16 protein-coding genes are annotated in these 16,645 nt (G+C 62.0%); 12 read left to right on the forward strand and 4 right to left on the reverse strand.

Going from position 1 to position 16,645, the window contains the following annotated elements; genetic code table 11:
* Positions 1-3: 3 nt before the first annotated feature.
* Genes ribF through ispH form a run of 5 tightly spaced genes read left to right on the forward strand, consistent with a single transcriptional unit; the run spans position 4 to position 5,701 of the window.
* On the forward strand, positions 4-954 hold the full coding sequence (gene ribF / locus L9B60_RS15785; protein WP_249671585.1) for a bifunctional riboflavin kinase/FAD synthetase: 951 nt from the start codon (positions 4-6) through the stop codon (positions 952-954).
* Positions 951-3,782: an isoleucine--tRNA ligase gene (gene ileS / locus L9B60_RS15790; RefSeq protein ID WP_249671586.1), complete on the forward strand. Its 2,832-nt coding sequence runs from the start codon at positions 951-953 to the stop codon at positions 3,780-3,782. Before ribF ends, ileS begins: the two co-directional genes overlap by 4 nt.
* Positions 3,775-4,290, forward strand: a complete 516-nt coding sequence (lspA, locus tag L9B60_RS15795) for a signal peptidase II (RefSeq protein WP_249671587.1) — start codon at positions 3,775-3,777, stop codon at positions 4,288-4,290. The genes ileS and lspA overlap by 8 nt, the downstream gene beginning before the upstream one ends.
* Complete coding sequence (gene fkpB, locus L9B60_RS15800; protein WP_249671588.1) at positions 4,283-4,720, forward strand: FKBP-type peptidyl-prolyl cis-trans isomerase; 438 nt, start codon at positions 4,283-4,285, stop codon at positions 4,718-4,720. The genes lspA and fkpB overlap by 8 nt, the downstream gene beginning before the upstream one ends.
* 33 nt (positions 4,721-4,753) lie before the next feature.
* Positions 4,754-5,701, forward strand: coding sequence for a 4-hydroxy-3-methylbut-2-enyl diphosphate reductase (gene ispH / locus L9B60_RS15805; RefSeq protein WP_249671589.1), 948 nt, complete (start codon positions 4,754-4,756; stop codon positions 5,699-5,701).
* Here the strand turns inward: ispH and L9B60_RS15810 are convergent.
* Positions 5,678-6,217 carry a GspH/FimT family pseudopilin gene (locus L9B60_RS15810; protein ID WP_249671590.1) on the reverse strand — a complete coding sequence of 180 codons (540 nt, stop codon included), beginning with the start codon at positions 6,215-6,217 and terminating at the stop codon, positions 5,678-5,680. The two genes, ispH and L9B60_RS15810, sit on opposite strands and share 24 nt — an antisense overlap.
* 154 nt (positions 6,218-6,371) lie before the next feature.
* Here L9B60_RS15810 and L9B60_RS15815 point away from each other — a divergent pair, with 154 nt between their 5' ends.
* Genes L9B60_RS15815 through thiO form a run of 7 tightly spaced genes read left to right on the forward strand, consistent with a single transcriptional unit; the run spans position 6,372 to position 13,277 of the window.
* Positions 6,372-6,842: a GspH/FimT family pseudopilin gene (locus L9B60_RS15815; protein WP_249671591.1), complete on the forward strand. Its 471-nt coding sequence runs from the start codon at positions 6,372-6,374 to the stop codon at positions 6,840-6,842.
* The gene (gene pilV / locus L9B60_RS15820) at positions 6,839-7,318 is read left to right on the forward strand and encodes a type IV pilus modification protein PilV (RefSeq protein WP_249671592.1); all 480 of its coding nucleotides are present in this window, start codon (positions 6,839-6,841) and stop codon (positions 7,316-7,318) included. Before L9B60_RS15815 ends, pilV begins: the two co-directional genes overlap by 4 nt.
* Entirely contained in the window at positions 7,315-8,046 is a 732-nt protein-coding gene (locus tag L9B60_RS15825) for a PilW family protein (protein WP_249671593.1), read from the forward strand. Before pilV ends, L9B60_RS15825 begins: the two co-directional genes overlap by 4 nt.
* Before the next feature lie 9 nt (positions 8,047-8,055).
* Positions 8,056-8,559, forward strand: a complete 504-nt coding sequence (locus L9B60_RS15830) for a pilus assembly PilX family protein (RefSeq protein ID WP_249671594.1) — start codon at positions 8,056-8,058, stop codon at positions 8,557-8,559.
* On the forward strand, positions 8,546-11,737 hold the full coding sequence (locus L9B60_RS15835; protein WP_249671595.1) for a pilus assembly protein: 3,192 nt from the start codon (positions 8,546-8,548) through the stop codon (positions 11,735-11,737). Before L9B60_RS15830 ends, L9B60_RS15835 begins: the two co-directional genes overlap by 14 nt.
* A gap of 12 nt (positions 11,738-11,749) precedes the next feature.
* Positions 11,750-12,154, forward strand: coding sequence for a type IV pilin protein (locus L9B60_RS15840; protein WP_249671596.1), 405 nt, complete (start codon positions 11,750-11,752; stop codon positions 12,152-12,154).
* Between the two features lie 19 nt (positions 12,155-12,173).
* Positions 12,174-13,277: a glycine oxidase ThiO gene (gene thiO / locus L9B60_RS15845; protein ID WP_249671597.1), complete on the forward strand. Its 1,104-nt coding sequence runs from the start codon at positions 12,174-12,176 to the stop codon at positions 13,275-13,277.
* Positions 13,278-13,358: 81 nt separating this feature from the next.
* Here the strand turns inward: thiO and L9B60_RS15850 are convergent, their stop codons facing one another.
* From L9B60_RS15850 to L9B60_RS15860, 3 genes are read right to left on the reverse strand one after another with little or no spacing between them, the layout of a single operon-like run.
* Entirely contained in the window at positions 13,359-14,699 is a 1,341-nt protein-coding gene (locus L9B60_RS15850; protein WP_249671598.1) for a sigma-54-dependent transcriptional regulator, read from the reverse strand.
* A gap of 2 nt (positions 14,700-14,701) precedes the next feature.
* The gene (locus L9B60_RS15855; protein ID WP_283780516.1) at positions 14,702-16,294 is read right to left on the reverse strand and encodes a sensor histidine kinase; all 1,593 of its coding nucleotides are present in this window, start codon (positions 16,292-16,294) and stop codon (positions 14,702-14,704) included.
* Positions 16,284-16,517, reverse strand: a complete 234-nt coding sequence (locus L9B60_RS15860) for a PP0621 family protein (RefSeq protein WP_249671599.1) — start codon at positions 16,515-16,517, stop codon at positions 16,284-16,286. Before L9B60_RS15860 ends, L9B60_RS15855 begins: the two co-directional genes overlap by 11 nt.
* Positions 16,518-16,645 lie beyond the last annotated feature (128 nt).

Consider the following 16,645-nt stretch of genomic DNA (forward strand, 5'->3'; position numbering starts at 1 on the left):
GTTATGCAGCTGGTTCGAGGCCTCCACAACCTGCGGCCCCAACATCGGGGCTGTGTCGCCACTATTGGCAACTTTGACGGTGTTCACCGTGGCCACCAGGCTATCCTGGCGCGGCTGCGCGAGCGTGCACTGGAGTTGGGCGTACCCAGCTGCGTGGTGATTTTCGAACCACAGCCGCGTGAGTACTTCGCCCCCGAAACGGCGCCTGCCCGCCTGGCCCGCTTGCGCGACAAGCTGGCGCTGCTGGCCGAGGAGGGCGTCGACCTGGTGTTGTGCCTGGCGTTCAACCAACGCCTGTGCAAACTCAGCGCCTCGGAGTTCGTCGACACCATCCTGGTCGATGGCCTGGGCGTGAAGCACCTGGAAGTGGGTGATGATTTTCGCTTTGGCTGCGACCGGGTCGGCGATTTCGACTTCCTGACCCAGGCCGGCAGCCTGCAAGGGTTTACCGTCGAGGCTGCGCAAACCGTGGAGCTTGCCGGCGTTCGCGTCAGCAGCACGCAAGTGCGTGAAGCCTTGGCCAAGGCTGATTTCGCCTTGGCCGAGCAACTGCTCGGCCGCCCGTACCGCATCGCCGGGCGGGTGCTGCACGGCCAGAAACTGGCTCGTCAACTGGGCTGGCCGACGGCCAACGTGCAGCTCAAGCGTCGTCGCGTGCCGTTTACCGGGGTGTATCTGGTGAGCGCCGAGATCGACGGCAAACTGTGGCCCGGTGTCGCCAATATCGGCGTACGGCCCACGGTTGCAGGTGATGGCAGTGCCCACCTGGAAGTACATCTGCTGGATTTTGCCGGTGACCTGTATGGCCGGCGTTTGACGGTGGCTTTCCACCACAAGCTGCGTGATGAGCAGCGTTTCGCCTCCCTTGAGGCGCTGAAGTCGGCGATCGATGCGGACGTCGCCGCCGCTCGTGCCTACTGGCACGGCCAACCGCTAACCAAGAGCCTGAAATGACCGACTACAAAGCCACGCTAAACCTTCCGGACACCGCCTTCCCAATGAAGGCCGGCCTGCCCCAGCGCGAGCCGCAAACTCTGCAGCGCTGGGACAGCATTGGCCTGTACCAGAAGCTGCGTGAAATTGGCAAGGATCGTCCAAAGTTCGTCCTGCACGACGGCCCTCCGTACGCCAACGGCAATATTCACATCGGTCACGCGGTCAACAAGATCCTCAAGGACATGATCATCCGTTCCAAGACCCTGTCCGGCTTCGATGCGCCGTATGTACCGGGTTGGGACTGCCATGGCCTGCCGATCGAGCACAAGGTCGAAGTGACCCACGGCAAGAACCTGGGCGGCGATAAAACCCGCGAACTGTGCCGCGCCTACGCCAGCGAGCAGATCGAAGGGCAGAAGTCCGAGTTCATCCGCCTGGGTGTGTTGGGCGATTGGGCCAACCCCTACAAAACCATGAACTTCAGCAACGAAGCCGGTGAAATCCGTGCCTTGGCCGAGATGGTCAAGGGTGGCTTCGTGTTCAAGGGCCTCAAGCCCGTGAACTGGTGCTTTGATTGCGGTTCGGCCCTGGCCGAAGCCGAAGTCGAATACCAAGACAAGAAATCGGCAACCATCGACGTGGCCTTCCCGGTCGCCGACGAGGCCAAGCTGGCCGCGGCCTTCGGCCTGCCAGCACTGGCCAAGCCGACCTCGATCGTGATCTGGACCACCACCCCGTGGACCATCCCGGCCAACCAGGCGCTGAACGTGCACCCCGAGTTCACCTACGCGCTGGTCGACGTGGGTGACAAGCAACTGGTGCTGGCCGAAGAGCTGGTCCAAGCCTGCCTCAAGCGTTACAACCTGCAAGGCAGCGTGGTCGCCACCGCCCAAGGTAAAGACCTTGAGCTGATCAACTTCCGTCACCCGTTCTACGATCGCCTGTCGCCGGTGTACCTGGCCGAGTACGTTGAACTGGGTGCCGGCACAGGCGTGGTCCACAGCGCCCCGGCCTATGGCGTCGACGACTTCGTGACCTGCAAGCAGTACGGCATGGTCAACGACGACATCATCAACCCGGTGCAAAGCAACGGCGTGTACAGCGAATCGCTGGAGTTCTTTGGTGGCCAGTTCATCTTCAAGGCCAACCAGGGCATCGTCGACAAGCTCGCCGAAGTGGGCGCGCTGCTGTTCACCGAAACCATCAGCCACAGCTACATGCACTGCTGGCGCCACAAGACCCCGCTGATCTACCGCGCCACCGCGCAGTGGTTCGTGGGCATGGACAAGCAGCCGACCGAAGGCGACACCCTGCGCAAGCGCGCGGTGAAAGCCATCGAGCAAACCAAGTTCGTCCCGGCCTGGGGCCAGGCGCGCCTGCACTCGATGATTGCCAACCGTCCGGACTGGTGCATCTCCCGCCAGCGCAACTGGGGTGTGCCGATCCCGTTCTTCCTGAACAAGGAAAGCGGCGAGTTGCACCCACGCACCGTCGAGTTGATGGAAGAAGTGGCCAAGCGCGTCGAAGTCGAAGGCATCGAGGCCTGGTTCAAGATGGACGCCGCTGAACTGCTGGGCGACGAAGCGGGCCAGTACGACAAGATCAGCGACACCCTGGACGTGTGGTTCGATTCCGGTACCACCCACTGGCACGTGCTGCGTGGTTCGCACCCGATGGGCCACGCCACCGGCCCGCGCGCCGACCTGTACCTGGAAGGCAGCGACCAGCACCGCGGCTGGTTCCATTCGTCCTTGCTGACCGGTTGCGCCATCGACAACCACGCGCCGTACCGCGAACTGCTCACCCATGGTTTTACCGTGGACGAGAACGGCCGCAAAATGTCCAAGTCGCTGGGCAACGTGATCGCGCCGCAAAAGGTCAACGACACCCTGGGCGCCGACATCATGCGCCTGTGGGTATCGTCCACCGACTACTCGGGCGAAATGGCCGTGTCGGAGACCATCCTGCAGCGTAGCGCCGATGCCTACCGCCGCATCCGCAACACCGCGCGCTTCCTGCTCTCCAACCTGAGCGGCTTCAACCCGGCCACCGACATCCTGCCGGCCGAAGAGATGCTCGCCCTGGACCGTTGGGCCGTGGACCGCGCGCTGCTGCTGCAACGCGAACTGGAAGAGCACTACAGCGAATACCGGTTCTGGAACGTGTACTCGCGCGTGCACAACTTCTGCGTGCAGGAGCTGGGTGGTTTCTACCTGGACATCATCAAGGACCGCCAGTACACCACCGGCGCCAATAGCACCGCGCGTCGCTCGTGCCAGACCGCGTTGTTCCACATCTCCGAAGCGCTGGTGCGCTGGATCGCTCCGATCCTGGCGTTCACCGCCGACGAGCTGTGGCAGTACCTGCCGGGCGAGCGCAACGAATCGGTGATGCTCAACACCTGGTACCAGGGCCTGACCGAGCTGCCGGAAGGCGTCGAGCTGGGTCGCGAGTACTGGGAAGGCGTGATGGCGGTGAAGACCGCGGTCAACAAGGAGCTGGAAAACCAGCGTGCGGCCAAGGCTATCGGTGGCAACCTGCAAGCCGAAGTCACCCTGTATGCCGAAGAGGGCTTGGGCGCTGACCTGGCCAAGCTGGGCAACGAACTGCGTTTCGTGCTGATCACCTCCAAGGCCAGCGTGGCGCCGTTCGTCGATGCCCCGGCCGATGCCGTGGTCACCGAAGTGGCGGGCCTGAAGCTGAAGGTGGTCAAGTCCGGCTACACCAAGTGCGCCCGTTGCTGGCACTTCAGCGATGACGTGGGTGTGAACCCCGAGCATCCTGAAATCTGCGGCCGTTGCGCCGACAACATCAGCGGTGCAGGCGAGGTTCGTCACTATGCCTAATCCTGCTGCCGGGCGCTTCGGGCGCCTGGGCTGGCTCTGGGTGAGCGTGCTGGTCCTGGTTCTCGACCAGGTCAGCAAGTTCTATTTCCAGGGCACGCTGAGCCTGTACCAGCAGATCGTGGTCATCCCCGACTACTTCAGCTGGACCCTGGCCTACAACACCGGTGCTGCCTTCAGTTTCCTGGCAGACAGCTCCGGCTGGCAGCGCTGGCTGTTCGCCCTGATCGCCGTGGTGGTCAGCGCGGTGCTACTGGTGTGGCTCAAGCGCCTGGGGCGCAACGAAAACTGGCTGGCCGTGGCGCTGGTGCTGGTACTCGGCGGTGCGCTGGGCAACCTGTACGACCGCATCGTGCTGGGCCACGTGATCGATTTCATCCTGGTGCACTGGCAGAACCGCTGGTATTTCCCGGCGTTCAACCTGGCCGACAGCGCCATCACCGTCGGCGCAATCATGCTGGCGTTGGACATGTTCAAGGCGAAAAAGCCTGGAGAGGTCGTCAATGACTGAGCAGCGTATCGCTCAAAACACCGAAGTCACCCTGCATTTCGCGTTGCACCTGGAAAACGGTGACACCGTCGACAGCACCTTCGACAAGGCACCTGCCGTGTTCAAAGTGGGCGACGGCAACCTGTTGCCAGGCTTCGAGGCCGCGCTGTTCGGCTTCAAGGCCGGCGACAAGCGCACCGTGGTGGTCCCGCCGGAGAACGCCTTCGGTCAGCCCAACCCACAAAACGTGCAGGTCATGCCACGCTCTTCGTTCCAGGACATGGAACTGTCGGAAGGTTTGCTGGTGATCTTCAACGATGCAGCCAATACCGAACTGCCCGGCGTGGTGAAAGTGTTCGACGACGCGCAAGTGACCGTCGACTTCAATCACCCGCTGGCCGGCAAGACCCTGAACTTCGAAGTTGAAATCATCGAGGTCAAGGCTCTCTGAGCCTTGCCCCAGCGCGCAAGCACGAGGCATAGCATGCAAATCAAACTCGCCAACCCCCGTGGCTTCTGCGCTGGCGTGGACCGGGCGATCGAAATCGTCAACCGCGCGTTGGAGGTCTTTGGGCCGCCAATCTACGTGCGCCATGAAGTGGTGCACAACAAATTCGTCGTCGAAGACCTGCGCAGCCGTGGCGCGATCTTCGTCGAAGAGCTGGACCAGGTGCCCGACGACGTCATCGTCATCTTCAGCGCCCATGGCGTTTCCCAGGCCGTACGCCAGGAAGCCGCTGGCCGTGGCCTGAAGGTGTTCGATGCGACGTGCCCGCTGGTGACCAAGGTGCACATCGAAGTGGCACGCTACAGCCGTGACGGCCGGGAGTGCATTTTGATCGGCCACGCCGGCCACCCGGAAGTGGAAGGCACCATGGGCCAGTATGACGCCAGCAACGGCGGCGCCATTTACCTGGTCGAAGACGAAAAAGACGTGGCCGCACTCGACGTGCGCAACCCCGACAAGCTCGCCTTCGTGACCCAGACCACCCTGTCGATGGACGACACCAGCCGCGTCATCGATGCCCTGCGCTCGCGCTTCCCGAACATCGGCGGCCCGCGCAAGGACGATATCTGCTACGCCACGCAAAACCGCCAGGACGCGGTCAAGCAATTGGCTGACGAATGCGACGTGGTCCTGGTAGTGGGCAGCCCAAACAGCTCCAACTCCAACCGCCTGCGCGAACTGGCCGAGCGCATGGCCACCCCGGCCTACCTGATCGACGGCGCCGAAGACCTGCAGCAAAGCTGGTTCGACGGCGTCGAGCGCATCGGCATTACCGCCGGCGCCTCTGCTCCGGAAGTACTGGTGCGCGGCGTGATCCAGCAGTTGCAGGCCTGGGGCGCGACCGGTGCCGACGAGTTGGCCGGGCGCGAGGAGAACATCACGTTTTCCATGCCTAAAGAGCTACGTGTTCGCTCGTTGATCTGACGCTGAACAAAGGGCCGCCTCGGCCCTTTGGTTTTCTACCCGTATCCGCCCGGAACGGGACAATACCACCCGGTAATGGCTGAACGGCTCGCCCGCCTCGCACAGGTGCAGTGTGCCTGCCTGAAAGCCGCCGGCGTCCAGCCTCGGCCAGCCCATGCCGGTGAAACGTACGTGGCTCTGCACCGGTTGGTTACCCACCACCTTGAATGCCATCTTGGCGTTGCGTTGCACCAGCACCGGGTTGCTGTCGTCAGCGGCGCCCTGGCCGCTGATGTCGACGATGATTCGCCAACCGGCACTCCAATCACCTTCCAAGGCATGAATCAGTACGTCCTGGCTGCGCAATACCGCTTCAGTCTTGGCCGCGCGCAAGCTGGCGGCCAGTTCATTGGCCAGCACTTCGCGGCGATGGTTTTCCAGCAGCCGGCTGAAGGTGGGGCTGGCGAGTTGAAACAGCGTGGCCACGATGGCGAGGCTGATCATCAGTTGAATCAAATTGAAACCGTGCTGTTGCATGTTGTTTTCCAACCTTGGAAAAGAGGGCAGGGCATTTATGCCAAAACCTGTGAACATGACGCTGATCCGGCTGGAACAACCGTATATCCTGTCGCGGGATTTACCGGCGGTACTGCTGGTTTATAGTCCAGGCCATTCGGAGGGAGTGTGGTAAATGGCTTCAAGACGCAACGGCTTTACCTTGATCGAAATGCTTGTCACCGTTGTGGTCCTTGGGATTCTGGCGACCATCGCCATACCGTCGTTCACCAGCCTGATCAACAACAACCGCGCCGACAGCGAAACCAGCGACCTGTACCGAACCCTCAACTACGCGCGCCTGGAGGCCATCACCCGCGGCGTGAACGTGCGCGTGGTGCCGGCCACCGCCGGTACCTGGAACGGCATCTTGAACGTTTATGCCTCCGCTGACCTGACCACGCCATTGCGCAGTGTGTCGGCGATGTCGAGCAAGGCCACCGTGACGATCAGCGTCAGTACCGCGGGCTACATCGAATTCAACAACCTGGGCGCACTCAACTACCCGGCCGCCGCACTCACCCTGGCCTACACCCAGGGCACGGCCACCCGTAACGTCAGCGTGTGCCTCAATGGCCGGGTTATCCAGAGTGGTACGTGCTCATGAAACGAGCTAATCGACAGCGCGGTTTCAGCCTGATCGAGGTGCTGGTGGCGCTGCTGATCATGGCCATCGGTTTACTCGGGGCGGCGGCCATTCAGCTTAATGCGTTGAAGTACACCGACAGTTCCTCCTTGCGCAGCCAGGTGAGTTTCATTGCCTACGACATGATGGACCGTATTCGCGCCAACCCGGATGGCAGCTATGCGTTGACCTCTCTGGACAACGCCCCGGCGGCCAATCTCAATGCGGCCCGGGACCAAGACCTGGCAGACTTTAAATCCAGCCTCATCAACTTCGTGGGCAGTACCACTACCGCAAGCATTGGCGTTTTCAACCGCGTCGTCACCATCACCATTAACTGGGATGACAGCCGCGCTGACAAATCGGTGAACGCCACGAACACGGCGAGCAGTTCCACGGGTATTCAGACCTTTACCTTGACCAGTCGGGTCGCCGACGACGCGGTGGCCACGCCATGAACAGACGCGAACAAGGCTTTGGCCTGATCGAATTGATGGTGTCGATGCTCATCGGCCTGATCGTGGTGTTGGGCGTGACGCAGATTTTCATCGCGGCGAAAAACACCTACCTGGCCCAGAACGCTTCGGCAGCCATGCAGGAAGACGCGCGCTACGCCCTGAGCAAAATGGTCCAGGAAATCCGCATGACCGGCATGTTCGGTTGCCTGGCGACCGTGACGCCGGATGCCACGGCGGCTGATTTTGCCGCGGCCTACCTGCTGCCCATCAGCTACGTCACTACCACCGTCGGTACGGTGACCAGCAGCACGCTCACGTTGATCACGGCCGATGTCAGCAGCGTCAACAGTGGCTCCAGTACCGCGCCGAACTGGACGGTGGTGACTGATTGCTACTCCACTGCCACCGCTTATGCCGGGAGCAAAACCGTGGCGGGGATGCTGTCCTTTCCCGTGCGCAAGTCGCTCTACACCTACCAGAACAACCAGTTGATGACGGTCAGCGGCGGCACCAGCTCGGTACTGATCAATAACGTCAGTGCCTTCAGCCTGCTGTTCGGGGTGGCCAGCAGCAGTACCAGCACCTCGGTCAGCGCTTATACGGCTACCCCCACGTCCCCCAGCCTGATTCGCAGCGTGCGTATTTCGCTGACCTTGACCGACCCCAATGCCCGGGTCAAATCGCAACAGTTCGTCGTTGTCGCGGCCATGCGCAACCGGCTGCAATAGGGGGAGATGATGAACGTTCGAATGGGCTCCATTCAATTGCCAGGTCCCGCCCACCAGCGCGGCATGGTGCTGTTGATCAGCCTGGTGATGCTATTGCTGCTGACCATGATCGGCATCTCGTCGATGCAGAATGCAACGTTGCAGGAAAAAATGACCAGCAGCGTGCAGCGGCGCAACGAATCGTTCCAGCTGGCCGAGGCGGCGCTGCGGGTAGGCGAGAATGCGGTGGCGGTGGTGGGTTACACCCTGGCGCAATGCACCTCCGTGGTGACCTGCCAGCCGCCGGCGGAGGCCACCTCGGCAACGGCGATCGTGGCGGGCACCAATGCCTCCTCTGGGGTGACCTGGGTGGCTGCCGGCACCGGTTTCTATGGCGTGCAGTTCATCGGCACCAGCAACAACCCGGTCAACGCCTCCACCAGCAACGCCACTGCCAGCCTTTACCGCGTGACTGCGGTGGGCACCTCGGGCACGTCCAAATCGGTTCTGGAGAGCATTTATGCCAAGTGGTAAAACCTCGTCGCCACGCTGGCTGAGCGCGTTGCTCGGGGTGCTGCTGCTCGTATACATGGGCATGCCGGCATTTGCCGCCTTCACGCCGTCTTCCGGGCCGTTGCTGAGCGCCGCGGCAGTGACGCCCAACGTGATGTTGCTGGTGGATGACTCCGGCAGTATGAACAGCATTATCTGGGACACGGGTTTCGACCAGACTGCGACCCAAGTGCAAGTGTATATCTGCAACCAGACATTTTTTTCCAATTGCTCGCCGTCAGCCTTGGACATGACAGACACCAGCATTTTTCTGTCAGACCTTAACCGCGGCACGTGTTCCAGTGGTTACTACGCCTTTTACAAAGGTTCGTTGAGCACACCACTGTGCCTGAAACTGCCCGATCCCGTAGGCAGCTCCAACACCCGCTACAGCGCCAATTACCTGGCTTACCTGATAACCAAGGCCAATGGTTCGAACACCGACTTCACCACGGGCAACATCCCCAACGACTACCGCATCAACGTCGCGCGCACGGTTTCAAAATCGTTGGTTGCCAGCAACACCAACCTGCGCATCGGCCTGGCTACCTTCAACCCGCCCACCAGCCGGGACAGTGGGCCGGGCGGCTATATTGCCCGAGCCATCAGCGACCTGCAGGCAGTGACCGGGCCTACGACCGCCAGCTCCACGACGGCAGCCCAGGCCACTACCAACTACAACAACCTGATCAGCTCCATCAATGGCCTGGCCGCGGTGGCCAACACCCCGTTGGCCGAGACCTATTACGAGATCACCCGCTACTTTCGCGGCATGACCTCCTACTACAACTCGTCATCGCTGACTTACACCAGCCCCATCCAGTACCGCTGCCAGAAAAACTTCGGCGTGGTGATCACCGACGGCTTGCCCACCTACGACCGTACGTTCCCCACCAACGACCCACTGGGTGGCAGCAACCTGCCTAACTGGGACAAGGTGAACAACGACGGTAACAACCTCAATGGCGACAGCGAGGGCGACACGCTGTACCTGGATGACATTGCCAAGTTTGCCTATGACATCGACATGCGTACGGCGGCCAACGGCACGGACCTGACCGGTACCAGTTGGGATGCCACGGACTTTACCAAGCAGAACCTGCTGACCTATACGGTGGGGTTCACGGCCAGTAACGACATGCTATCTGCGGCGGCCAGCTACGGCCAGGGCAAGTATTACCAGGCCACCGACAGCGCCAGCCTTTCCACGGCACTGGGCTCGGCCCTCAGCGACATTACCTCCAAGGCAGGCTCCGGGGGCGGTGGCTCGGCCAGTTCGTCGACCTTGACCTCGAGCACCTACTACTATCAGACGCTCTACAACCCAGCCGATTGGCACGGCACGGTCAATGCCTATGCGGTCAGCAGCACCACGGGTGCGATCAGTACCACGGCGACCTTGAGTACCGATAAAACCCTGATCCCAGGCTCCACCACACCGTTGTTCGAGTCATGGAACCCGGACGTGTCGCCAGCCAAGTCGATCACCATGGCGCTGGGCAACTTTTCCCCGGCGCAGCAAACCACCTTGGCGACCGGCCTGCCCACGGGTGTCACGGCAACTCAACTGGTGGAGTGGAGCAAGGGCACCAACGCCACGGGCCTCAAGACCCGTACGTATCTGCTGGGTGATGTGATCAACTCGCCGCTGACCCTGGCCTCGCCCAGTGACAAGACCGCGTCGGATTTCACTGGTAATACCAGCTACACCACCTATCTCACGGCAAAGGCCAAGGGCATGAATGCCAGCCTGATTGCCAACGCCAACGACGGTTTCACCAACGTGATCAACCCCACGGACTTCAGCCGGCGCTATGCCTACATGCCGTCCACGGCGCTGGCCTCGCTGGTGAAGGTGGCAGACGCCGGTTACATCAACGGCAACTCCCACGTATTCCTTAATGACGGCCAGATCAACGTCAGTGATGCCATTGTCAGCGGTGGGTGGAAAACCCTGGCCCTGGGCGGTACGGGGGCGGGAGGCAAGGCGTTCTACGCCATCCAGTTGTACGACGCCACCGCAGGCAACACCATCAAGGCATTGTGGGAAATCCGCGCACCGGCCACCGCCAACACCAGCAACGTGTATAACGATCTGGGTTATGCCTACGCCCGCCCGGAAGTCGCGCGCTTGCCCAATGGTGACTGGGCAGCGTTCATTGCCAATGGTTACGGCAGCAACTCTGGGGTCGCGTCTCTCTATGTGGTGAGCTTGGTGGATGGTTCGCTGATCACCGAGATCGTGGTCGACAAGACCGAAACCACAAACGGCCTGTCGTCGGTGAAACTCAAGGTGGATGGCAACAATATCGTTCAGGCAGCCTACGCTGGCGACCTGAAAGGACGAGTGTGGAAGTTTGACCTGAGCAGTTCTTCGACCAGCGCCTGGACCACCGCATTTTCTGGCAAACCGCTGTTCACGGCGCCCGGCACCACCACCCAGCCGATCACCGCGCAACCCTTGCTGGTCACCAACTCCACCAGCGGCAAAATGGTCTACATCGGCACCGGCAAGTTCAACGAAACCGCCGACCGCACCACCACCGATGCCCAGGGTTTCTATGCCATCTGGGACGCCGACGGCGGCACGGGCAACTACACGGTGGCCAACCTGCAGGCGCAATCGGTGACAGGGCTGATAACCTCAGGCACCACCCAGTACCTCAACACCACGGAAAACACCGTCGACTACACCACCAAGAAGGGCTGGTACCTTCCGATCGTCTACGGCACGACGTTGACCGGGCAACGGGTGATCTACCAGGCGATCTACAGCAACGGGCGGATTATTTTCACCACCGCCGGGGTCACGGCTGCAGACGTGTGCTCGACGCAAGGCTCTGGTGCCACGTTCATCCTCGATGCTCTCAGTGGTAGCAAGCTGAGCTACGTGGTACTCGATACCAGTGGCGACGGCTTGTATAACACCAGTGACACCCGCACCAGTGGTTACCTGACCACCACGGGCATTCCGCGGATCAATGCCATCATCAGTTTCAGCGCCACCGGCGCTTCCTCCGGTGCCCTGACCACCACCGGGGCTGCGACCCAGGAAATGGTCGGTACCGACTCCAGCGGCAACCCCATCAACACTGGGCTCGGTGGGCCGGTTGGCACGGCCACCAATGGCCAGCGAATCATGTGGCGACAAATTCAATGAAGGAACGACACCATGCGTAAACCCAGCCAAGGCTTTACCTTGATCGAGTTGGTCATCGTAGTCGCGATTATTGGTATTCTGGCGGCGATCGCCTATCCGCTGTACACCAACTACGTGAAACGGGCGCACCGCTACGAGATAGCCGAGGCGTTGTCCGAGTCGGCGCAAAACCTGGAGCGTTTTTATTCCAAGACCGGCAGCTACGCCAACGGCACGCAAACACTGGCCGACCCGGTAGGTAACGCCTGGTACAGCGTGACACCGGTGCGCAGCGCGACTTCGTTTACACTGACGGCCGCACCCATTGCGGGGACAATGATGGCAGGCGACGCCTGCGGCAGTTTTGTCATCGACAACACCGGCCTGCGTCAGAACACCAATGCCACCGCTACCGTAGCGACCTGCTGGGGTCGTTAACCTTCTGTCTGGACCCACCATGCCCAAGCAACAGGAAATCATCATCGTCGGCGCCGGTGTCATCGGGCTGCTGACCGCGTTGAACCTCGCCCCCGAGGTCAAGCACGTTACCGTTCTCGACCGTTCCGGGCTGGGCCAGGAATCTTCTTGGGCCGGCGGCGGTATCGTCTCGCCGCTGTACCCGTGGCGCTACAGCCCGGCAGTCACCGCGCTGGCGCATTGGTCGCAAGACTTCTACCCGCACCTGGGCGAGCGTTTGTTTGCCAGCACCGGGCTGGACCCCGAGGTGCACACCACTGGCCTTTACTGGCTGGACCTGGACGACGAAGCCGAGGCCCTGGCTTGGGCTGCGCGCCAGAACCGCCCGTTGAGCGTGGTAGACATGTCGGCCACCTACGACGCCGTGCCTGTGCTTGGCGCTGGTTATTCGCGGGCGATCTACATGGCCGACGTGGCCAACGTGCGTAACCCGCGGTTGGTCAAATCGTTGCAGGCGGCGTTGCGCGCGCTGCCCAACGTGACCTTGCGCGAGCAGTGCGAGGTGGGCGGATTTATCCGTGATGGCGCGCAAGTCGTGGGCGTGCACACGGCCCAGGGCGAGTTGCGGGCCGATCAGGTGGTATTGACGGCCGGGGCCTGGAGCGGCGACCTGCTGCGCACCTTGGGCGTGGACTTGCCGGTGGAACCGGTGAAAGGCCAGATGATTCTGTACAAGTGCGATGCAGACTTTTTGCCGGCCATGGTGCTGGCCAAGGGGCGCTACGCGATCCCACGGCGCGATGGGCACATTTTGATCGGCAGCACCCTGGAGCATGAGGGCTACGACAAGACGCCGACGCTGAGCGCGCTGGAAAGCCTCAAGGCCTCGGCGGTGGAGTTATTGCCGGCCCTGGCGAACGCCACGCCGGTAGGGCACTGGGCTGGGCTGCGGCCGGGGTCACCGGAAGGCATTCCGTTTATCGGGCCGCTGGCGGGGTTTGACGGGCTTTGGCTGAACTGCGGGCATTACCGCAACGGCTTGGTGCTGGCGCCGGCCTCTTGCCAGCTGTTTGCCGACTTGATGCTGGGGCGTGCGCCGATTATTGATCCGGCGCCTTACGATCCGGGCGCGCGGTTGGGGTGAGGGCCTCTTCGCGGATAAATCCGCTCCTACAGACGATTGTATTCCTTCTGTAGGAGCGGATTTATCCGCGAAAAAAACGCCTCAATCCAAGCCCAATTTTTTCAACCGGTAACGCATCGACCGGAACGACAAATTCAACCGCTGCGCCGCCGCCGTGCGGTTCCAGCGAGTCTCCTCCAAGGCCTGCAGGATCAGCTTGCGCTCGATCCCTTCCAAATAATCTTCCAGGTTGTCGATCTTGGTCAGGTCCAGCTCACCACCGTCCTTGCCCGGCGAGCATTCGGCCAAGCGCAGGTCGCTGGCTTCGATGCGTTCGTTCTCACACAGGGTGTAGGCGCGTTCGAGCATGTTCTCAAGCTCACGCACGTTGCCGGGGAAGCGATAGCCCTTGAGGGTTTCCATGGCCTGGGTGCTGATTTGCACCGGTGGCGAGCCGCTGCCCAGGGCCAGGCGCTTGAGCACCTTGCCGGCCAGCAGGCCGATGTCTTCGCGGCGCTCGCGCAAGGACGGCACGCGCAGCTCGATCACGTTCAGGCGGTAGTAGAGGTCTTGGCGAAAGCGCCCGGCCTCGACTTCGGCGTTCAAATCCTTGTGGGTGGCACACAGCACGCGCACGTCGACCACGGTTTCGGTTTGCCCACCGATGCTGCGGATGGCTTTTTCCTGGATCGCCCGCAGCAGCTTGACCTGCATGGTCAACGGCAGGTCGGCGACTTCGTCGAGGAACAGCGTGCCACCGTGGGCGGCCTGGAACAGCCCGGGTTTGTCTTCGACGGCACCGGTGAAGCTGCCTTTGCGGTGGCCAAAAAACTCGCTCTCCATCAACTCCGACGGGATGGCGCCACAGTTGACCGGCACGAACGGCGCATCGCAGCGCGGCCCCTGCTCATGGATCAGCCGGGCGACCAGTTCCTTGCCGCTGCCCGACTCGCCACTGATGTACACCGGCGCCTGGCTGCGGGCCAGACGGCCGATTTGCTTGCGCAGCGCCAGCATGGGCGGCGAGTCGCCCAGCAGGCGGTCATCGATGGTGGGCGACTCGCCCGTGGGGCCATTGAGGCGCAACGCGGTGCCGACCAGCTCGCGCAGGCGGGCCAGGTCCACCGGCTTGGTGAGGAAGTCGAAGGCCCCGGCTTTCAGCGCGTTAATGGCGGTGTCGAGGCTGCCGTAGGCGGTGATCATCGCCACCGGCACCTGTGAATGGCGCTGCTGGATGTGTTGCACCAGGTCCAGCCCGGTGCCATCGGGCAGGCGCATGTCGGTCAGGCACAGGTCAAAGGCTTCGCGGCCCAGCCAGTCGCGGGCTTCCTTGACGTTGCGGGCGCTGCGGGTGTCGAGCTTCATCCGCCCCAAGGTGATTTCCAGGAGTTCGCGGATATCCGGCTCATCATCGACGATCAGGACTTTTTGCCGTGGGCTCATGTTCAACTCAGTTTGCGTGCATGGGCGAAAGTGATGCGCAGGCAACTGCCGCCTCTTTCACGTGGTTTGTAGTCTAGGTGGGCCTGATTGCTTTCGCACAGCTCCCGGGAAATATACAGCCCAAGCCCGGTGCCTTTGGCCTCGGTGGTAAAAAACGGCTCGAACAGGTGCTCCAGTTGTTCGGGCGTAACCCCGGGGCCGTCGTCGAGAACGTCGAGGATCGGCAGACCGTTGGTCGGTTCCACGAACAGGTTCAGCCACACCTGGGCGCGGCCATGGGTGTGGGCGCTGTAGCGCAGGGCGTTTTCCACCAGGTTGGTCAGCACTTGGGTCAGTTGGTGCGGGTCCATGCGGGTTTCGAGTGGGCCGTCGCTGACGTACAGGTGCAACTGTTCGTGGGAGCGGGCGGTGGCGCGGAACTCGGCGAGAAACTGTTCCAGGTACGCCTTGAGGTCGAGTAACTGCGGTGCGGCCTCGCGGCGACGGGACAGCTGCAGCACGTTTTCGATGATCAGGTTCATCCGCTTGGACTGGTCCTGGATGATTTGGGTCAGGCGCCGATCGGCACTGTCCAGGGCTTCGGACTCTTGCAGCAGCTGGCCGGCGTGGCTGATGGCGCCCAGCGGGTTGCGAATTTCGTGGGCGATGCCAGCGGTCAGGCGGCCCAGGGCGGCCAGCTTGAGTTGCTGGGCCTGCTGGGCGATTTGCGAAATGTCTTCTAGAAACACCAGGGTTTGCTGCTGGTCGCCACGGCGCAGGGAAATGAAGCTGGCTTGCACCGTGGGCCCGGTGGGGCTGAATTTCAGGCTGGGCAGGCGCAGGGTCGGGTTGTTCTGCCACTGCAACAGCCGCTCGATCAAGTCGGGGGAGTAGGCAGTGATCAGTTTGCCGGTGAGGTTATAGCGGCCCACCAGTTTCAGCGCGCCCTCGTTGGCCAGCAGTACCCGGTTGACGGTGTCCAGTACCAGGATGCCGGTGCGCATGCGTTGCAAAATCAGCGCGTTGAGCTCTTCCAGGTTGGTCACGGCGCTGGCGCGTTGCTCGGCCAGGCTTTCGCTGGTGCGCAGCAGGCGCGTCAGGGCTTGCACCAACAGCGCCACCGCGAAACACAGCACGCCCAGGGTGCTGGCCTGCACGTAGTTGCTGATGGGCGAGGGGTGGCTGAAGTTGAGGTAGAAGGTCAGGTAGATGACGCCGATCGAGCCCAGCGCGGCAATCATCAGGCCGGCGCGGCCGCGCAGCAGCAGGTTGCTCATGGCCACCGACGCCACCATCAGGTTGCCGATGCCGCTGGCGGTGCCGCCCCCGGCGTAGAACAGCCCGGCCAGCATGAGGATGTCGAACAGCGCTACGCCAAACACCTGGCCGCGGTAGCGCAGGTTCTCCACCAGCACTACCAACAGCAGGTTGATCAGCAGGTAGGCCCAGCTGCCGATGCGAAACCAGTGGCCTTCGGCCAGTTCCAGCAAGCGGTCGTCCATGTCGCTGGATATCAGCAGCACCAGGGTGATACCGATGGTCAGGCGGTACAGGTGATACAGGCGCAGCATGCGCTGCGCCTGAGGCCCGCCCGGGGTCAGGGTTTCAGCGTTCACGTGGGCCTGGGCCCTGCTCCAGGTGTGCTTGGCTGCAATACCACTCTTGGCCACGGTGCAGGGCACGGTCGTGGGGCAGGTGCACGCCGCAATGGGCGCAACGCACCATTTGCAGGGTTTTCTGCCCGGGAGGGCTTTGTGGCTGGGAAACGCCAGCCTTGAATTTGCGCCACAGCCAAATGCCGGCAAAAACGATGACGATCCAGAAAATCAGGCGAATCATGATGAACGGCTCAGGCGGGGAAGAGCGGGCAGTGTAGGAGGGGGGCGAGCGGTCAGCAAGCTTCGTTTTGTATGCCCAGGTTTGCGGACCTGCCCACTGTAGAGGCGGATTTATCCGCGAAAAGCACA

Origin of the sequence: Pseudomonas abieticivorans, from assembly GCF_023509015.1 — a bacterium.
In the GTDB taxonomy this organism is placed as follows: Bacteria; Pseudomonadota; Gammaproteobacteria; order Pseudomonadales; family Pseudomonadaceae; genus Aquipseudomonas; species Aquipseudomonas abieticivorans.